This window comes from Methanoregula sp., assembly GCF_002835825.1.
GTDB lineage: Archaea > Halobacteriota > Methanomicrobia > Methanomicrobiales > Methanospirillaceae > Methanoregula.
This window is the reverse complement of record NZ_PIZH01000755.1, coordinates 1-1053: the sequence shown is the minus strand read 5'-3', so window position 1 is coordinate 1053 and position 1053 is coordinate 1. Positions and strand designations below refer to the sequence as shown.

2 protein-coding genes are annotated in these 1053 nt (G+C 60.0%); both read right to left on the bottom strand.

The features are described 5' to 3' along the window. Window positions 1-43 precede the first annotated feature (43 nt). Entirely contained in the window at window positions 44-598 is a 555-nt protein-coding gene (locus CW742_RS14955; RefSeq protein WP_292421771.1) for a CBS domain-containing protein, read from the bottom strand. A 166-nt stretch (window positions 599-764) separates the two neighbouring features. Then, window positions 765-1053 (bottom strand): hypothetical protein (locus CW742_RS14950; RefSeq protein WP_292421769.1); only part of this gene is annotated, 289 nt, incomplete at its 5' end.

The following is a 1053-nucleotide window of genomic DNA, read 5'->3' as shown; positions in this document are numbered from 1 at the left end:
ACCCTGCCGGTTCATGCCCGTTTCACCAGAGCAAAAAAATCCCTCAATCAATGAGCGAGATGAGGTCGTGCTTGGTGATGACGCCCCGCACGCTCCTCCCTTCCACCACCAGGACCGCGTGGTTCTGCTGGAGGATGTTGATGACCGTCTCCACGTCCATGTCCGGGGGAACAGTGGGAAACGAGGCCTCCATGAAGTCCTTGACCAGGAAGTAGTGCGTACGGTGCATGCGCTGCTGCTCGATGGCCTTGACGATGACCGACTCGGAGATGCAGCCGACCGGAATACCGGCCTCGATGACCGGGAGCTGGGAGATATTGTTCTTCTCGAAGATCTCGACCGCACGCAGGATGGTGTCCTGCGGCCGGACCGAGAGGACCGGCGTGTGCATGATCTGGGAAGCGAGGATGGTCCGGGGCTCGGCGCTGTTGAGCACGGCGATGATCTTGTTGAGGGTGCTGACGCGGGGATCGACATTGCCGGCCTCGATCCTGGCGACCATGGACTGGCTGATGCCGGCCCTCCGGGCAAGGTCGGTCTGCTTGATGCCGAGGGTCTCGCGGCGCGAGCGGAGCTCTTCGGGAGTGGGGATATGCATTGTTGATTACTGATGGTCATAAGAATATATGAAAATTGTGTAACCGGCGCCTGCGCTCTTTTTTTGGCAGTCGTCCCGGGGCTGCCGCAAAGGCCACGGGCGAGCGATACATTCATAATCCAACCATGACTACAGCTCATTAGCATAATCCAGTCATTGCGCTGGATTAGTGTTCCTTATGAGCGATCCATTGGACTGCGACAACGACGGTACCGATGACCACCATCGGCGGTATTGTCCCATCTTCCCTCAGGGAAGCGTTCCTGTTCCTGACCACCTGATGCCGGCAGGGGACCGGCTTTTTTTTGGCACTGCAGCAGGCAGCAGGCCCGTCCCTCCCGGGAGAGGTTGCATGACCAGCCGGAGCCTCGACCCTGCCCCTGCCGCCGGTGCTTCGCTCATCCCCGCACCGTTCAGCATGCCGGTCCTTCCGGTCCCGGAAAAGGCCGCAGCAC

Excerpts from the sequence above, each read along its gene's own strand:
- CW742_RS14955 (WP_292421771.1), bottom strand. The coding sequence starts at position 598 with ATGCATATCCCCACTCCCGAAGAGCTCCGCTCGCGCCGCGAGACCCTC.